5 protein-coding genes are annotated in these 18,723 nt (G+C 43.1%); 2 read left to right on the forward strand and 3 right to left on the reverse strand.

All coding sequences use genetic code 11. From position 1 onward, the window contains the following. The first annotated feature begins 17 nt into the window (after positions 1-17). On the forward strand, positions 18-1,415 hold the full coding sequence (locus AABK40_RS08560) for an exonuclease domain-containing protein (RefSeq protein WP_338396768.1): 1,398 nt from the start codon (positions 18-20) through the stop codon (positions 1,413-1,415). 63 nt (positions 1,416-1,478) lie between these two features. On the opposite strand, the gene AABK40_RS08565 is transcribed toward AABK40_RS08560, so the two are convergent. Next, positions 1,479-14,117, reverse strand: a complete 12,639-nt coding sequence (locus AABK40_RS08565; RefSeq protein ID WP_338396769.1) for a PKD domain-containing protein — start codon at positions 14,115-14,117, stop codon at positions 1,479-1,481. Between the two features lie 420 nt (positions 14,118-14,537). After that, positions 14,538-15,971, reverse strand: coding sequence for an alanine/glycine:cation symporter family protein (locus tag AABK40_RS08570; RefSeq protein WP_338396770.1), 1,434 nt, complete (start codon positions 15,969-15,971; stop codon positions 14,538-14,540). Between the two features lie 435 nt (positions 15,972-16,406). Here AABK40_RS08570 and AABK40_RS08575 point away from each other — a divergent pair, with 435 nt between their 5' ends. Continuing rightward, positions 16,407-17,879 (forward strand): M28 family metallopeptidase, encoded by a 1,473-nt coding sequence (locus AABK40_RS08575; RefSeq protein WP_338396771.1) that lies wholly within the window; start codon positions 16,407-16,409, stop codon positions 17,877-17,879. Positions 17,880-18,141: 262 nt separating this feature from the next. Here the strand turns inward: AABK40_RS08575 and hslV are convergent, their stop codons facing one another. After that, positions 18,142-18,687, reverse strand: a complete 546-nt coding sequence (hslV, locus tag AABK40_RS08580; RefSeq protein WP_332919074.1) for an ATP-dependent protease subunit HslV — start codon at positions 18,685-18,687, stop codon at positions 18,142-18,144. Positions 18,688-18,723 lie beyond the last annotated feature (36 nt).

Raw genomic sequence — 18,723 nt, forward strand, 5'->3', positions numbered from 1 at the left:
ATTGAGCGCATTAGACCATGAGCACTGAAGAAGAAAATTTCCCAAAAAAGTACGCGATTATTGATATTGAGACTACAGGAGGGAATACCAAGGGAGAAAAAATCACAGAAATCGCCATTTTTATCCATAATGGAACGGAGATCATTGACGAGTACAGTAGCCTGATTAATCCCGAAAAAAAAATCCCTTATAATATCACTCGCCTGACGGGGATTACCAATGAGATGGTCATGGATGCCCCAAAATTTTATGAGGTGGCCAAGAAAATTGTGGAAATTACTACGGGCTGTATTTTTGTAGCGCACAATGTGGGCTTCGATTACCAGTTTGTGAGAAGTGAATTTAAGAGCCTTGGCTTTGAATACAAACGAGACACCCTCTGCACTGTAAAACTCAGCAGGGCTATTCTTCCTGGTTTCCCATCGTACAGTCTGGGCAAATTAACACAGCAGCTTGGCATCAATATCACGGATCGCCACCGAGCCTTTGGAGATGCAAGAGCAACGGTATCCCTTTTTGAGATTTTACTTCGCAGGGGGGAAGGCAAGATTCAACAATCGTTACCAGACATCCATGCTTACAAGAATCATTTACATCCACAGTTCGACCGTAATTCACTCGATCAGGTACCTGAGGAACCTGGCGTCTATTACTTCAGGGATGAAGGTGGTCACCTGCTCTATATTGGCAAAAGTATCAACCTGCACAAAAGGGTGCTCAGCCACCTGTATAATACCAAAACCAAAAGGGCCATTGATCTAAAGTCAAAATTGGTCTCTATTGATTTTGAACGTACAGGAAATGAATTGTGCGCGCTGCTTTTGGAAAGTAACGAAATCAAAAAATTCAAGCCACCCTATAATCGCGCACTCCGCAGAAGTAAGTTTAATTATCAGCTTTATGCGGGTTATAATTTACAGGGCTACATCACCTTCAGTATTAATAAAACAGACCCGAATGCCACTCCGCTATTTCAGTTCTCGAACCGACATGCTGCTCAGGAGTTCTTGTTCAAGGCCATCGAAAAATACCAGCTGTGCCAAAAGCTGTCAGGCGTTTATAAATCAAAAGCGGAATGTTTCAATTACACCTTGAGGCAATGTTTTGGGGCCTGTATCGGCGAGGAAGCGGTAGAAAGTTATAATGAGCGTGCGACAAAGCTGATTGAGCGGTTTCAATATGATCACCCCAACTTCATCATTATTGAAGATGGGAGAAATGAACAAGAATGGGCGCTTATCAGCGTTGAAAATGGGCTGTATCATGGGTTCGGATATATTGAAAAGGAGTGCTATAAAAATGACCCTGCCTACCTGCTTGATTTTATTAAGACCTACCCGAACAACCGTGACGCTCATACGATCCTGTTGGGGTATATTCGCCGAAAAAAGAAAATACGAAGCCTGAAATATTAATTGTCCTGTTACTGCTCAGGCAAAAAAAGCCCTTGAAAGATCATTCCTTCAAGGGCTTTTTATTTATTTCAACAGGGTGACATCCCCTACTTTGCTTACTCTATTTCCGTCTACTGTTCTTGCACTCAGCTTAAAAATATAAACACCAGCAGGCAGTGCATCTCCACTATTAAAGTAGTATCCATTCCATCCGATTCCTTTTTTCTCGGTCTGGAAGATCAACTGCCCCCAGCGGGTGTACACTTCGAGCTTATAACCTTCCTCTACCACATTTGGTGCGTAAGGCGCGAATACCGAGTAGTTACGGTCTTTACTGCTGGTCTCGGAAATATTACCAGAATTCGGACCGTCCTGACTCGGTTGGAAAGCATTCGGTGTTTCCACTTTTCCACCTTCCCGAATCTCTACAGGCTGCTTGATGGTTGCGGAACCAACACAGCCAAATTCGTTGGTGGCACTCAGCGTAATGAAGAAATCACCTGCCTTACTGTAACTGTGCTTCACATCAGAAGGCACATCTTCACCTGATGTTCCATCTCCCCAATCAATATCATAAATATTATTGGATCCTGTTGTAAAGTTGACGATCTGAATATCGGCATCAGGTAAGAATACCCGCTCACGATCAACCCTAAAGTTTACCGTTGGCGAAGGATATACGACGATGGTATCCCGCTTGAAATAAGCACCATCGGTAATAGAGTTCGTCGCTTGCAATGAAACATAATAAGTTCCAGGGTTTTCATATTGGTGTTTCGGGCTTTCATCTTCAGAAAAATTCCCGTCCCCAAACTCCCATCGGTATTTGGTGAACTCATCAACATTACGTGAGGTGTTTGTGAAGTTGACATCCACAGGAGCACAGCCTACTTTAGGATCAGCGATAAAGTCCACAATTGGGTTCGTGCTTTGCAAATTAACCAACTGCGTCACCTCTGCATTACAGTGCTCCGTTGCCACCATCAGCGTAATATTATATACGCCTGGCTTATCAAATTTCACCGCACCAATCTGAGGCCCCACATGCGCTTCCTGCCCTGCAACAACCCATCTGTAAGTCCAGTGCTCAGGCACCTCTCCATTGTAAGTAGTGTTCACAATATTGAATTCATTATCAGGCCATAATTGGGTGTTGTCTTTTGCATCAACATAAAAAGAAGATACCACCTGCGGATAAACCGTGATCAATTGGGAGCTTCTATCAGTACAACCAAAAGCATCGTTAGCCACCAAAAGGACTTCAAACATAATATCCTCCGTTGTATTATTCTGCAACTCAAGGAAAGGGTTTTCGAGGTTTGAGGTAAAGACCACTTCATCGGTCAGTACATTTTTCACCGTCCAGGTATAGGTGTCTCCTTCCGTTTTATTCACCAATTTTGATTCATTTTCGGCACTTGCTCGGAAAGGTGCACAACCCTCCGTCGAAGTCAAATTAAAATCTACCACTGGTGTAGGATTCACTCGAATATCCTGACTGCTACTCGCCGAACATTCAGTGACTGGATTAGAAACCGTCAATTTAATGGCATGTCGGCTTTGCAGGAATGGAGAACTGTTGGTATAAGTATGGGTAACCTCTTCGGTATCCAATACCTCAATTGTTCCGTCCCCAAAATCCCAGGTATAAACCAATGCAGGATTAAATGCCTCAATTTTAAACCTGCTCACAAATGGAGAACAACTGACAGCCTCACCCACCACTTCAAAATTAGGATTAAGCATATCCACCTGCTGAATTAAGACTGGGCTCACACCCACACAACCACCCGTAAAGGTAATAGCTTCAGCATAAACTTCGTCCTGATCATTGATGCGGCTATAAACAAAGCTATTTCGATCCTGATTTGCCGTGAACTCCTCGCCGCTTACATGAAATAGGAAGGTTTGAATATTCAAATCAGCATCAGCGGTAAATAATACCTCTTCCCCTGGACAAAGAATCTTTCCTTCTTTGTTTCTTACCAGTTCAACTTCAGGCAAAGGATAAACACGAATCTTTAAGGAATCCGAAATTCGGGAACAACCCACACCTGCAACCTGAGTTACTTTCAGTGAATAAATTCCTGATGTATTCACCGTGATCTGATCAGCAGTTTCACCCGCAATCTCTTCTTCATCCTTGAGCCACTGATAAGTTACCGCTTCGGCAACTTCGCTCGTCAGGTTTACATCAAGCCCTTCACAGAAAGCTTTAGGCCCTCCAGCAGCAATAGAGACTGTCGGAGAAATTTGTAGCTGAATTTCACTTGTTGAAAGGTCAGTACATCCAAAACTGTTGGTTGTCTCCAGGGTAATGGTATAATAACCCGCTTCCTTATAGGTATATTCAAGGGTTTCTCCATACTGATTTAGGGTATTGTCACCCATATCCCAACGGTAACTTTCGATATCGCCGATAGAAGTGGAAGCATCAAAATTCGCTGGCGCTCCCTCACAAAGTAATGCATCATTCACGAATTGACTGACAGGTCGAGGAGTTACAGTGATTAATTTTGACTGTGAAATATCTGGACAGCCAAACTCATTTTTGGCAAAGTATCTAACTTCCCAAATTTCTACCGCCTGGGTAATATTATCGAAAATAGCCTGATCGTCTGCTACCTCAAAGTCTATCCAGTCATCTGTTCCCTGAATTCGTTTTTGATATACTCCAAGCTCAGGCGCATACCCACGAGAATTATTGAGGAACTTCACATTTAAAGGTGCGCAACCCACATTATCCAACAGCTCTATATTGGAAAGAATCTGAGGGTAAATTTTAATCTCCTGCTCCTGTACTGATTGACAAAAAGGAGCCGATACCGTCAAGCTGACGCGATAATTCCTAATATTGGCATAAGAAGGGTTTTCATAAATATGTTTCACCTCAAGATCATCCGTAACTACAGAACTACCATCTCCAAAGCTCCAGGTATAAACCAGGCCGTCAATTTTATCGGTATTCCCAAGATTCTGACGACGGAAAGTGTATTCCGTACCAGAGCAAGAAGGTTCCGGATGATTGTCTGGCCCGATAATGTTAAATTCAAATTCCAACTCAGGATTCACTTCTATTGTAGCAACTTCTTCACGCGAACAATTTAAATCGGTTGTTGCGGTATAAATCACCTCATAAGAAATTAGCGCTCCAGATTTATTTTGGAAAACAAACTGTCCTTCTTCATCCCAAACTAAAGGAGCCTGTGTGCTTGGGTCACCAGCAATCTGATAAACCCAGTGATCCTTGGCAGGGTCATGCCCTTGCGAGGCATTCACCAGTTTCACCTGCAACGGCGTACAGTCAGAGGTTGGGAGCAAGTTAAAAGCCAACAATGGCTTGGGGTTCACGGTGAAAGTAACTTCTACAGCTTCAGACTCACATCCATTCACCGTTTGTGTGGCATAAATGGTGTAAGTTCCCGCGTATTGCGTATCCACATCTTCGGCATCCGGTGTAAAGGTATTTCCTGCGCCAATCAATGAACTTGCGCCAAGGTAGCTGCTGCTATACCATTTAATGTCTGTACCTGTGGCCTCCAAGGCCGCAAGTGGCTCTTCCTGACAGTAAACCAATTGACCTGAGATTTCAGGCTTTTCAGGTGTAGGCTTCACCTTAATATTAAATGACATTGGGGCGGTGTAACACCCCTGGTTACTACCAATCACTGTAATTTGAGCAATCACATCGAGGGCTGTTTCATTAATACTGGTAAAAGCAGGGATATTTCTTTGTCCGTTTTCACCAAGTCCAATAGAGGTATCGGTGTTCGTCCAAGTATAGGTTTCTGCGCCAGAGAAAGGAGGTACAATAACCAAATTATCAGGGCAAACTTCCATATCATCAAGCGCTGTTACATACAGGGTTGGACGGACAAAAATCGCCACCTCTTTTTCCTCTGATCGACATAATTCCGCACCGTCCTTGGTGATTAATAAGGCAATACGATATACCTGTTCCTGAACGGTAGTGGAACTGTTCACCAACTGATCGGTAACGATTAACTCTCCAGCGCCATCAACAGCCTGCGTACCACTCGAAGCACCCGAAACATTTGAATTGTCCACCTTCTGATAATCAAACTTCACCTGATATCCCGCCAAAGCAGTCACGGCGGTATTCATTTTAAACGTTCCTTCCTCTTCATTACAAATACGGTCAGTCACGGCGGTTACATCAAAAATCAGGCTTGGCCAAACGACCACCTTTTTCTCGATCGTCTCCCCTTGACAGCTCCCATTTTCGGTCATGGTTTTAAAGAAATAAGTAACCGTCTGAGGTGATGAAGTCAGGTTCGTCAATTGCTCTGCAACAATATCGCCTGGCTGTCCAAAACGTTCAAAATTGGAATACCCCAACACATTAGGGTCAGGACATTCTGCCCGATATGAGATTTTCAGTCCTGCAACATTGGTCGTCGAAGATAACTCAAATGCCGTTCTGCTTTCAGAACAAATTATTGGCTGCTGATTATCTACAGCCACCTGCATGGTAGGGTAAACTTCAACAACCGTTGCTTTAGCTTCTCCGGAACAATCATCAAAATAAGGTGCCAAATTATAGGTTACCGTTTGTACCTCATTGGAAGCGTTGACCAGTACGTCGTTAATGTGTACCTCTCCACCAATAAATTCAATATCAATATTCGATGTAAAACCGGTCACATCAGCACTTGAAGCTACGGCTGTCCCCTTCAGGCTAACCTTACTTGTTGGCAAATAAGCATTGGTAACATTTGGAGAGCTGACCATAATATCTGTCGTTCCATTGTTACACAATATCTCCACTTCATTCTTCAGACTGATTACAGGTACTGGACGAACGATCACCTCCTTGGAAACCGACAATACTTTATTGTTATCACATCCTTGTACAGATGGCGTTACCGTGTACACCATTTTCTGAGGCTCACTGGTTTTATTTCCCAACTCACCAGAAAAGCTGTATTGATCTGCCACGGCAAAACTATTTTGAACGCCACTTCCCAAAATGGTACCGAAGCCATTTTCAGACTCCGAGGTATAAGTATAAACCATTTTAAAGTCAGGTAACAATTCGGTATCTGAAGTCATGTTTACAACCACATCGTCCCCAGAGCAAATTTCAGTTTTGTCCACCGTAAGTTGTGCTATTGGTGTTGGATTGACCTTCACCGTTGTACTTGCCGACAAGCCGGGCGTTGAGCAACCTACCCGCCAAGGAGTTACTTCAAACTCAAAATTGATCGGTGCCTGAGTTGTATTTTCAAGCACCTGAGCGATGGACGAATAGTTTGTCAATTCGATCACATCACCATTTTCATCCACTTGCGGAACGCCGTCTTTAGTAAAGGTAAAGTAAGAGTTATTCGCAGGTGTAATTGGGGTTTTTACCAAAACAGCGGTAGTTCCTTCATCGCAAATGTCTGCACGATTATTTTCCAATTCCACCACTGGTGTTGGGTAAACCGTTGCTGTAACGGCCACAGGCTTTGACACACAACTTGCTGATCCATCGATACTGTTAGCTGCCGTAAAAATAATTTCAAGCCCCTGATCAAAAGTGGTGCTATTGGCGAGTACAAAATCAAAATCACCCGTTCCACTGTCAGCAACAGGAAGCCCATCAATATTTGCATTTCTTACCAGTTCCCACTGAAAAACCTCTGCTCCCTGGCCTGTTTCCGCCGTAGGCGAAATAAGCAGTTGCGTACCAGCGCACACCTGATATTGAGTAATCATGTCTGCTGCGATTCCTGGGCGTGTAATAAGGTCAAAAGTAACCTTTGTCCCGTTTTCACAGGCCTGTCCGTTTACAACCAAAGGATAAACCTGATCCTGATCCCGAACTGGGTGAGCAAACTTATTACTCACCTCTGTCTGGTAAGTATCATCCAAAAACCATTTAACAATAATTGCGGCATCATTTGTTCCTTTCACATCCTCATCATAGGCTGTCAGGTTAATCGTTGAAATCTCGCCACCAGCGTCATCGGAACACACTTCATAGGTTTGCTCAAAAGCCTCAGGCAAAGGAAGAACCGTTAGCGTTGCCTCCTCTCCTGGCTCAGGTCGGGCAGTGGAATTACAAGTATTGGACGCACTACCAATGACAACACTGTATCTGAAGCCGTCTTTATTACTGACATTTTTCACCAACAGCACTTCTTCATCAGCACCTTCATAATCTGGGTTGGTAACATCAATATCGGTCCAGGTTAACCCGCCATCGGTACTGACTTCCCACTGATAAGTTGGCAAAAAGGTATTCAACGCATCGGCAAAAAACTCTGCTTTTTCACCATAGGCATTACAGACCGTCTGCGAGACCAAAGGCACCCGCAAGGAAGGCTTTTTATTAATGGTCAATACGGCGTTTTCTGATCGTTTCCAATCATCATCACATTCCCCCTGGATCATTGCCCTGAAATTGGCATTGTTATTTTCGTAAACAACAAAAGGTGTTTCAATGGTTAGGGTTAGCGTATTGGTTCCTGAAAAGTCTGATCCTTCAGGCAGATCGACCCATGCACGCTGACTGGAGTCGTAACGTTGCCATTGAATTCTTGGCGGATTGGAAGGATCATAAGGCTCAATTTCAATGAACAACTGAACCGAAACATCCTCACAAATCTCCTGATTCTGAGGATCTTTAATGATTTCTGTCCTTGGCTTAATATTAAGCGTAACGATATTACTCGTTTCAATTCCCTTACAGCCTTGGATTTCCAGACGGAACTGAACATCATTCAGCACCTCGTAAACGGCATTTCTGATTTCCAGCGTTGGCTTGTCAATATTCGCAAAATAAGTTGCCCAGCTATTTCCATTGCCATCATCAAAATCAAGGATGGACTCAAAAGTTGCTCCATCATCCATACTGAACTGCCAGTAGTAAGCAGAGCCTTCTGTTATATCTGCCTCAATGGTTACATCCCGTGCGCCATCACAAATATCTACAGGAGCAATGGCAATTGTCGGTGTCGAAATTGAAGGAACAACTTCAACCCGCACCTGCTTTTCGGTTTGACATTTATAAGCATCTCCCGTAATTTCTGTGGCAATAATATCGTAAAAGCCTTCCTCTACGGTAACTTCCGTATGGCTCAATTCATCCGTGATTAAGAAGTTTGTTTCATTATCATGTGTTCCGCTGCTACCTCCAGTTACATTGGTGGCACTGAAAGCATAAGAATAATCATAACCTTCACTTGAGGAAACCAATAAATCAATTTGTGTATCACTACAAATTTTACTTTCAGCAAGGGTGGTTTCAAAAACTGGCGATGGGGTAACCTCCACTTGTCGTTTCACCAAAACGGTACAACCCGTAATCGGATTTCCAGACCCATCGACCAATATATTTCCACTACCATCCTTCTGAATCGTTTTCACATTCACCAGAATGTCAATCAAGCCTGTATTACTGAAGGTTAACAATTTCTCATCACCAGTAGCACCATTTTCTATGATATAATCAAAAGAAGCTACCCATTCATAGACATAATCATCAGTGATATATGGGCTAATCTTGAATGGAATTTGCTCCCACTGGCAAAATTTATCTTTATCTGAAATAATATTATGTTCAATTGGCTCAGGATTGACTACAATTTGTTTTTGCGCCACTGGGGATGCACAAACCAAACCACTCGAATAATTTTGCTTAATCTGCAGCTCCAAATCAAAAACACCCGCATCCTGGTATTCCACAAAAAATGCTTTGGCAATGGTAATTTCGGAATAGATGACCTTTGCCGGGTCGTCAGGAGAAATACTGTATTCGTAAGAATAATCTGGCGAATAAACACCATTATTAAAGGCGTAAACAAAGTTTGGCTTAAGGCCTGAATCCATACAGAAGCTTTCCTCCCCTGAAAGCAAAGGCATTTCAGGAACTGCATTTACTTTAACTTTTTGGGTAATTGTCGCAATGTCACTTCTTAACGGACTCACACAACCGTACTCATCCTCTACCTGCGCAAAAAGTGTTTTTTCACGGCTGGTAGGATAAGGAGGAGTATCTGGGTAGATGGCGGCATAATCAGCATGATTCTTATCGATGACCAAACCTGTGGCCTTCTGAACGAAATTCCCACCGGTGAATTCACTCCATCTCACTTCAGCCAAAGCACGACCGTCTGCAGGAAGGTTTACTTCCGAGCCTACAATAATGTCATCACCATAACAAACATCTAAATTATCGTCTGCCTTTATTTGAGGCAATGCCAAAGCGGTAATATCAATATTAAATTCCGCATAACACTCATCGCCTACGGTAGAGATAAAATTATCCTTAACAAAAAATTTCAAATCATACGTTTCCCGAGCATCAGCAAAAATCACCTCCTTTTGGAAATTATAAATTTCAGAAGGATTTGATTCTGTAATGTTATTCAAAAACCAATCATAAGTATAACTATTATTTCCACCTGATACCTCGGCACGGAATTGTTCATTAACATTTGAACAAATATTAACATCGCTTACCAGGCCTGCAATTTCAATTTTAGCATTATGCTGAACCTCAACAGTTTCCCCGAAATTAGCCTGAACATCGACATCACAAACAGCCACAACATTGGTAGGAAAAACCCTTAAATGTGCGTGTACAGAATCAGTAAACGCTGTATTCGGGGTATACTGATTACCTGCGATTGTTCCAAATTTATTGGTATCATCGGAAAGTAATACCCAGTCAAAATCGTCCGTATTGGCGTTCACATCGGTACGCTCTGCATTCAGTAAAACCTGCGCGTCATAACAAAAACGCTCATCAACAATTGGATTTACTGCAGGCGTTGGATAAACATGAACTGGAATTTCTATGGTCGCCACCTGACAGGCAGGTTGGTTATCCAGGTTTTTAGCATGGAATTCAAGAATAATGTCTTTGTCTTCGTCATTGACTGAAGGCACATAAAAGTTCTCGAAATGCTTGGAGGAAACCACCGGGGACTCATTTCCATCGTCATCCAATTTATACTTTCCATTAGCAGACTTCAATGACCAGAGAATTTCTTTCTGCCCTGTATAAGTCAAATTGATGTCCGTCGCCATTTGCTTCAAATCCAATTCAAAGGCACCACAAGCATCAATGAAATCTCCTGTTACCAAATCCGAAGAAACAATCGGTGACTCATCAACCACCTGCTCTCCTACTACTTTGGAATAATGACAACTGATCCCATTTGGAGAAGTAGCCTCCACAATTACCCGAACTTCAAAAACTCCAAAATTATTGTATTGATAGCTCGCTTCATTGTCTGCCCCAGCGTTATTGCCTGGTACCACTGCGACAACCGTGTTGTTGGCTTTATTTTTTATCTCCCAAGAATAATGGATTGGGCTTAAATTTCCCCAAGCTGTGTTCTCCTCAAAATCAATGGTAATCCCCTGACAGATTGGAGAGAAAGAAAGCACTTCGATATCTGGCAATGGCAAAACATGGATCGTTTTGTTAACGATTGCTTCGCTACATTCTCCTGAATTATTTGAATTTCGAAGGCGCATACGCACAACAAATTCTCCTTCCTGGTCAAATTTATAACTACTCGACTGGCTGTTATTATTATTAAAGGTATTACCCGCCAATTGATGCTCCGCTACCAATACGGCAGAAGTCACTTTATTAATCACAGAGAAATGCACTTCGTCGTAATTGCTCCCTGGAATATCATTTTTCCAATAAGCCTCCGTGCCAACATAATAAAACTCATCTGTCGCACAACTATTATCAAATGCCGTTCCGTCGCCATTCAACAAACCTGCGGGAATGCTTACGCCAGATTGGTCTGCAAAGGTCAATATCGTTCCTTTAGGCGCATCAGGATCAATTATAATTTCTTCCGAAACCGTGGCTACGGTACAAAAATGACCATCTGCATGTGTTTCTGTAACCGTCAGGGTAAAAATAAAGCTCCCGTTCAAATTTCCATCAGGAATAAAGAAAGGGGTTTCCATGGTTGTGGCTCCCTGACCATTTCCTCCATTGGTGGTAAACAAATAATCAGAAATCGGGAAATCACCTTCCCGGTCCCAGCTCCATTCAAAAGTAAGATTTCCATTGTCTCCCTTATTAATGGTTGATACCATTTCAACAGGAAAACCAGGACAGATGGTCTGAGCTGCAACATCTACCGAAGCAGAAGGGTTTTCATAGACTTTGACCGTAATATCCTCTACCATTTGGCAGGATGCCCCACCCATAGAATGATTAAAGCCTTTGTCTGTGATGGTTAACTGATAAACATTATCAATATTGAGATCAGGGTATTGGCCATTCGGAACATTAACAGGATTACCTGTTTGAGCAAACCCTTTCGGGCCCGTCCATCGATACTCCAAATTCTCCGTTCCTCCTGAAGCTGTACCATCAAGTGTGATGGTCTCTCCGTTACAGAGCAGTTGATCTGCCCCTGCATCAATAAGAACTTCGGGGTTTACAATAATATTAAGTTCCGCAGACTCCTCTTCACATTTCGACGCAAAATCATCGTCCTCTACAAAGCGCGCCCGGATCGAAAATTTTCGATCTCTATCCTCTGCGCCATAAACAAAAGAAATATTAGCACCCTCACTTGCAGGTACTGTCCAGGTTTTACCATAATTCCCCGAAGCAAGGTCATAGGGTCGATATTCGATCAGGCGCTCTTCGCCATTGACCGTGAAAGATCGTTTTGCCCCGCTTACAACAAAAGTAAAAGGTTCTTCAAAACATATTTTCGCTGTTTGGCCAACGTTTGTAGATTGAATTTCTATATAAGCAGCAGGTGTTGGCACCACTGGACGAACATGCGCCGTAATTGTGTTTGAAGTCAGGACAGCATCACACTCATCTTTGGCGATACGCACAAACTCATACACCCCTGGTGTTAAATCTGGTGAATTGTTATAATTTCTGTTATTGGAAACTACGACAGGTGCAGCACCATCTTTGGAGCGAGTCCAAGTATAAGTTATATTACCACGGCCACCTTTTATTTCAGCCCCTTTCAAATCTCCAGGGGAAGTGTTAGCGCAGAGCTCAATCACCGATTGATCGTTATGATCAAAACGGATGTTGTTACTTCTCATTCGAGGATGAACGATAATATCAACCTCTGCTGAAATGGACTCACAAAGGTTATTCACACACTCATTCCCTGGCGTTCCGCCATTATCACAATCTCCTGAAGATACAATTCTTCTAAAGGAATAAGTAACGGCATTATCTGTCGTATTGTCCAACACAGGCGGGTCATAATTAACATCATTTGCGCCTCCGATATCCGACCAAGCGCCACCATTATAGCGTTGTTGCCACTGATAAACATAACTGCCATCGCCACCAGTTGGGGTAGAGCCTGTAATTAATGCAGGGTCAATTCTATTTCCCGTCTGATTTGTATAACAAAGTTCCTGATCATCATTGATGGTGTTGTTTTTTACTTCAGGGTAAATTGTCAAAATAACCTCACGGGGCAAACTCTCACAATCTTCTCCTGCACCAGCATCGTAAGCTTGTGTTACCCAATAAGTGTAGGTTTTGACACTTCCTGGATTAGGATTGAAAGGATCTGAAAGTGTTCTATCGGGGTTAGCGGGATCGAAATTAGCCCCTGTACGAACAGGTGTTAATGCTACCGCAGAAAGAGTTGGATCTTCTTCATACCATCGGATTACTGCTCCCGCCTGACCGTTGGCCCTCAGCGTTGGATCTCCACCAACACAAATTTTCAAGTCCGCTGCCAATGGAGGGTTTGGCGCTTCCACGGTACAAATGGTTCTTGTCCACAAGTCCACGGGATCCTCTTGCCATGCGAAATCGTTTTCATTAAACGAACCAACAGGGACTTCAGACCCTGCTGCGCCATAAGGGTTACAGACGTTCCATGAACGAAGACGAACCGAAAAACATTCATTGGCTCCAGCATTTGCTGGAAAACGAATTGGAAGCGTCTCGCCACCGGGGTCAGTCGAATTTGCAATCCAAGTTACTGGACCATAATATACCCCAGTCATGGGTACACCTCCTACGGTTACATTACCACCAGTAACACCATTGGTCTCTCCATATACATATTGTACCCAACGCCCGTGTGTGTTGGGGTTCAAATCTTCCTGCGGGTTCGTTGTACAGTTCCACACGGTTAAATCTGCCAAAAAATGAGCATTGGTATTACCCGCACACATATCGTAATCTCCACCTGCTGGAGAATTAAACAAACCTGAGCCCCCATTTCGAGCATCCTCTTCAGCGATCGAATTTAAAAGAGCATTATCCTCTGTGTCCCAAACGGTTACACGGTTACCTTCGGCTGAAATTAAACATACTGTTCCATTTACGACAAGGGTTACTTTTGGAAGATAAGTACAGCTCTGTTGCGCCGCATCAATATTATTGCCTGATGGAGCAGCACTACCATTGTCATAATCGTAGGTATGTTTCCGATCCACAATACCATAATAGGCGGTATTAAATGAAATATTGGTAAGATCGATCCGTTCTATTGTACCATCATCCCAATTGATTTCGATTTTGCAATTGGCGGCCTCAGCAGCTGACAAACGCCAACCAAAAGTCCAGTTTACCTCCGCCGAACCGGAACAATTATCGATTGGATTTTCAAAGTTATTAAAAATCGACGGTGCCCCTGCGGGTGAACCGATCGTGTTACAATCTTGCGCATACACGGGATTATAGGTACTTAAAAATACCAACGCAAAAAGAAGGGACAGAAAAACAGGTAAAGTCTTTCCCATAGTATATAGGTCAATGTTGATTACAAAATAATTAAACAGGCTACTGTATATAGCCTTAATACTCAGAGCGGGCAAAATAATAACCCTTCAAAAAAGTTGGGCTGATGCAAGACTTCCTGTTTCTTTCAACAAAAGAAATAATGCAATCCCAAAAAAAGGCTTTAGCCCTTAACAACATTAAAAATTAATAAGGTAACAATCAATACTATTAAAAATTAAATGTCCTGAGCCATCAAATCATTGATATTGTATTAATTTTTAACAAAATATCACCAATGAATATTGACTTGAAAAGTGTGAAATTTTGGGGAAGCCAATTGCCTTACGAATTGATAAAAAAATGGACGAAGTATGGTTTAGCCCTCAATTAAGCGCTTTAGCTAAAATTAAAGTAGCGTTTCCTGTTTACGACAAGAACTTTTACGCCACTTCTTCCCGTTCCTTTGCACTCTCCCAACACTCAACGCCTTCTGTTATGCCAACCTCGTCAGCAACAAATACAGGTGACTTCCCGGTCTTTTTTTGCATTTTGTAATCGGCTAAAGCTTTGAATGCTATTGGGGATAAACGAATAATTGCATAAATATTGACAATCGCCATCAGGGCCATGAACAAATCAGCCAAAGCCCAAACCGTTTCGGCATTCACCATTGCTCCGAAAACCAACATTCCCAAAACCATCAGGCGATACAACAGGCTCAGTTTCTTGTCTCCTCGGTGCATAAAACTGATATTCGATTCCCCATAAAAATAATTGCCCACAATAGAGCTGTAAGCAAAAAGCAAGATACAAAGCGCGATAAAACTGCCCCCCCAATCACCTACTTGGGATTGCAGGGCATTTTGAGTCAGTTTTATGCCATCGTGCGTTCCGATGGTATCCACACCTGAAACCAAAATCAAAACTGCCGTCGCGGAACAGATCAGGATGGTATCGGTAAATACACCCAACGTTTGGATTAGCCCCTGCTTCACAGGGTGACTTACCGAGGCCGTTGCCGCTGCATTAGGTGCTGAACCCATACCTGCTTCGTTGGAAAACAGTCCCCTTTTAATTCCCTGCATCAAGGCCGCTCCTAATGCACCAGAAGCCAAGGGACGCAAGCCGAGCGCTGAATCAAATATCAAAGAAAAAACCGCTGGAATAGCTTTATAGTTAATCGCCAACACATAAAAAACCACCATCAGGTAGGCAATGGCCATTACAGGAACAATCATTTCTGAAACGACTGCGATACGCTTCACCCCACCCATAATCACCGGCGCGGCTACCAGGACCAATAAAATTGCCATATAAGAGGTTTCGATACCGAAAGCGCCATGAAAAGCGGCAGCGATTGTATTGGCTTGAACAGCATTAAAAATGAAGCCAAAACAAATGGTGATCAATACTGAAAAAACCACTCCCAGCGAACGGTTCTTCAGGGCCTTTTCAATATAGTAAGCCGGCCCTCCACGGTACCCGTCATCCGTTCGTTCTTTATAGATCTGCGCCAGGGTGCTTTCTACAAAAGCGGAGGCTGAACCGATCAGCGCAATAAGCCACATCCAGAAAACAGCACCGGGTCCACCTGTACCAACGGCAATTGCAACACCTGCCAGGTTCCCTGTACCCACCCTTGAGGCGGTACTCATACAAAAGGCCTGAAAAGAGGAGACGCTGTTTTTTCCACCTTCGGAACGGCCGTCAGCCAGCAACCGAACCATCTCCCCGAAAAGCGTAAACTGCACAAATTTGGAACGGACCGTAAAATACAATCCGGCTGCAATGAGTAACACGATTAAGACATAAGACCAAAGAAAATCATTGGACGCATTGATAAAAGCTACTGAATAATCGCTAAAAGTACTCATTAAGGATGTTAGCATAATTGATAAAAAAGGTAATGGATTTTAATGAAGCCACAAAAATACGTTTTATTATTAAAAAGGCGCCTATAATGGTGAATTATCAGCATATAAAATACGCCCACCTTTAATAGCGTATTCAAAATTTGCCTGCCCTCCTGCAAATTCAATGAACACAAATTGATTTTCACCTATTTTTCAACAGCAGCAATATCTCAAACACCAAATAATCCCTCCCTACTGCCCCAATACACCAAATTTCCATGATGAATCCCCAATTTTAAACCCGCTCTAATCTGGCCTGTCTGTCGTTAATTTCCTGCGCCGCCATCGCCCATTCAACGCCTGTATCCTCCCTTCGCAGGCCAATAAAACCTTTCAGAAGATAGTTAATTCCATTTTGGATTTATCCGCTTATATTTAAATAAAAAAACAGCCTTTATGAAAAAAATTTGTTTTGCAATAGCACTGCTATTTTGTGGTATGACCAGCCATGCACAAAAGAAAAGTGCCATTGATGCGCAAGTAACGCCCAACATCCTAAAAGGGCAGATGAATTTCTTTGCCGCTGATGAGTTGCAAGGTCGCGACTTGGGATCTGTGGGTATTGATATCGCTGCAAGGTACCTATCAACCACCATGCAAAGTTTTGGTGTATCCCCTTATAAGGAAGGAAAAGACGGCTATTTTCAACCCGTGGAATTGCAGGAATTCAAGGTACCGAAAGTGCAGTTTGCAGTAGAAGGATTAATGGGCACTTCTGCCATTACCATGAATCAGAAAAATCTGAACTTTGACGGTGACGCCCTGTTTTTGGGCTATGCCACACCCGATGAATTCAAAGAGTCCCTCGTCAAAGGCAAAATCATTTTAACCTTTTCAGGTACAAAAACTGACCAAAGTATTGGAGCCGCAATGAAGCAATACCAAATACTGGAAGCCGCTGCAAAAAAAGCCGGCGCCAAAGCTCTGGTACAGATTTTCAGGGGGGCAGTGACTGACTGGCATAAGCTTGACCATTATTTCAACAGCCCAAAAATGGTCGTTAAAGGACAGGTGCCGAGGGTAAGAAATGATTTCACCTCGATTTTCGTGCATGAAAACGACCAGCCTTTTCACGGCATCCTGGGGCAGTATTACAAAGTACAGCTGAAGGTGGATGCTTCTGGGCTACACATGGTTCAGGATGTTCCAGCAAAAAATATCATTGGGATTGTGGAAGGAACAGACAGCAAGCTGAAGAATGAATATGTTATTTATACGGCCCACTATGATCACCTTGGTCTGGGAGAAAAAAATGCAGAGGGCGATTCCATTTACAATGGCGCAAGAGATAATGGTGCCGGCGTACTTTCCGTGCTGAATGCGGCTGCTTATCTGGCCAAACACCCCACCAAAAGATCGGCAATGTTCCTCTTTCTGACAGGCGAAGAGAAAGGCTTGCTCGGAAGTCAGTATTATGTTGAAAACCCAGTGATTCCACTAAAGCAATGTGTCTATGTGATGAATAATGACAATGGCGCCTGCAACGATAAAAGCATTATTACGATTGTAGGGCTGAACCGCACCACGGCAACGCCTCACTTCCTGAAGGCAGGAAAAACCTATGGACTCAAACCTATGGGTGACCCTACCAAAGAGGGCCTTTTCAGAAGATCTGACAATATTTCCTTTGCTGAAAAGGGGATTCCTGCCCCAACACTCAGCTTAGGCTTTACAGGTTTTGATGAAACGGTGATGCATTATTACCATCAGACCGACGATAATCCCGCAACCATTGACTATGATTACCTGACTAAATTTGTGCGAACTTATATTTACGCTGGCGCACTGATAGGCAACGACAAAAAAACACCTGAATGGACCGTTGGCGACCCGTATTTTAAAGCGGGGCAAAAATTGTATCAACCATAAAGGCTGACAATGCAAAATAAAAAAGGGGCTGTCGCATGACGCTTTTCATAAATCAAGACACCAGATCATCTTTATTCACGCTTCAATTTCCTCCGCACAAACTCCATATCTATTTTAAAAACCCTCTTTGGGAAAATGTCCCATTAGGACAATTTAAAACAGCTTCGGCTTATGGCTCAGCGAAAAACGACGGAATAAAACTGGTGACTAATTACGAAAAACGAATAATGCAACAGCCCCTTTTACCTATACTCTGAATATCTTAATCCAAAGCCTCCACAATCAAATTGTGGTTGGTATAAATACAAATATCTGCAGCAATGTGCAACGACTCCTCTACCATCTCTTTGGCCGTGAGGTTTGGCGCGTGTTTTTTCAAAGCCAATGCCGCCGACTGCGCATACATTGACCCTGAGCCAATCGTTGCCACACCATTATCTGGCTCCAGCACATCACCCGTTCCGCTGATCACTAAAACCTCTTCTTTATTGGCGACAATCATCATGGCTTCGAGGCGGCGCAAATAGCGATCCATTCGCCAGTCTTTGGCCAGCTCAATCGCTGCACGTTTCATATTGCCTTTAAAAGCCCCAAGTTTTTCATCAAAGCGCTCCATAAGCGTGAAAGCGTCGGCAGTAGAACCTGCAAAGCCCAGAACAATCTTGCCATCCTGTAATTTACGGATCTTGCGAACGTTGCTCTTGGCCACCGTATTACCCATCGTCGCCTGACCATCGGCACCGATCGCTACCTGACCATTATGCACAACGGCACATACCGTTGTTGATTTTATTTTTGGTAAACTCATGTTTTTCTTTTTTTATTTAACCAAAGCCATAGCATT

It is taken from the genome of Persicobacter psychrovividus (genome assembly GCF_036492425.1).
In the GTDB taxonomy this organism is placed as follows: Bacteria; Bacteroidota; Bacteroidia; order Cytophagales; family Cyclobacteriaceae; genus Persicobacter; species Persicobacter psychrovividus.